Annotated in this window: 1 protein-coding gene and 1 pseudogene; one reads left to right on the top strand and one right to left on the bottom strand. The window is 79.7% G+C overall.

What is annotated here, in order from left to right; translation table 11 throughout:
* Positions 1-216 precede the first annotated feature (216 nt).
* A pseudogene (locus ABZ371_RS32785) lies at positions 217-339 on the top strand (ATP-dependent Clp protease proteolytic subunit); the annotation flags it as partial.
* A 27-nt stretch (positions 340-366) separates the two neighbouring features.
* Here ABZ371_RS32785 and ABZ371_RS32780 read toward each other — a convergent pair.
* A complete protein-coding gene (locus ABZ371_RS32780) occupies positions 367-819 on the bottom strand; it encodes a helix-turn-helix transcriptional regulator (RefSeq protein WP_358686620.1) in 453 nt (150 codons plus the stop codon).
* Positions 820-1,166 lie beyond the last annotated feature (347 nt).

Here is a 1,166-nt window from a genome sequence, read left to right as displayed (position 1 = left end):
GGGGCCGCGCGGCGGCGCGCCGGCCGGGGTCGGCGGGGTTTTCCCCCCCCGCGGCGCGCGCCCCGCCCCCCGCCCCGCGGCCGCACCCCCGGGTGCGGCGCCCAGGGGCGTCGCACCCGTCTGCCCGTGGCGAATTCGCCGCCGGCCCGGCAGACGGACCCGTCGGGGGGCCTCCGGCGGGCCGAGAGTGGAGGGAGGCGGCCGAACCGGCCGCCCCACCACGACCTGGCGACACTGCGGGCCGACACCGACCGGGACAGGATCTTCACCGCGCGGGAAGCGGTGGCGTACGGCCTGGCGGACGAGGTCGTCAGCCGCCGGGTCATGGCCGGTGTCTGACCGGGGCACCGCCCGCCCCTCCCGCCGTCAGGCGGCCAGCCGCACCTCACCCATGGGCGCCCGGGACAGCGCCCGGGCGGCGGAGAGCCGGGCGGACAGCCGGGGAGCGGCCGGGCGGGACGGGGAGAGCGCGGAGGATGTCTGCCGGGACGGCGTGAGCCGCGGGGATGCCTGCCGGGACGGCAGCCCGGCGGGCAGCCGTCGGACCAGCTCCTCCTGGGCGAGGTACAGCAACTCCCCCAGTCCGAGCCCGAGTGAGCGGGCCGCCGCGGCGAGGACTTCCGAGGACGCCTCCTTCCGGCCGCGCTCGACCTCGGAGAGGTAGGGCATCGAGATCCGGGCCGCCTCGGCCACGTCCTTGAGCGTCCGCTCCTGGGCGAGCCTCTCGCGGCGCAGGACCTCGCCCACGACATCGCGCCAGAGCGGCTCCCGCACGGCGGTCCCGGGTTCCGGGGTCACGGGGACGGGGTGCGGGGACATCCGGTGGTCGCGGCTCGGCGCATGGCTGCTCATCGCCCCAGCCTAGGAGCGAGGTGCCCGGCACGGGAGGTCCGGCCCGTCCGCCCGGGGCGGATCTGCTGACGGCTAAACAGGGTGTGCGCGGACAGGCTCCCGTCGCGGCTCGCCCCCGGTGCGCACCGGGCGCGGGCACCGGGCGGGCGAACACCGCGTCGACGCCCTGGCCGGCACCGCGCCGGGCCCGGCGTGCATGCCGCCCCGGCCCGGTCAGCGGCGCGGGCTGCCCGGCCGGGGACCGGCCGGGGAGCCTTGGAGCCCCGGTCGGGCGGGGGCGTGGCGCCGCGGGAGATGAGGCCCGGCGCCAGCAT

This window comes from Streptomyces sp. NPDC005899 (assembly GCF_040629645.1).
Taxonomy (GTDB): domain Bacteria; phylum Actinomycetota; class Actinomycetes; order Streptomycetales; family Streptomycetaceae; genus Streptomyces.
Note: the sequence above shows the minus strand (reverse complement) of the source record. Positions and strands in the feature narration are given on the sequence as shown.

What these genes read in the sequence shown, in the direction of transcription:
- ABZ371_RS32780 (WP_358686620.1), bottom strand. Translation starts at nt 819, where the DNA reads ATGTCCCCGCACCCCGTCCCCGTGACCCCGGAACCCGGGACCGCCGTG.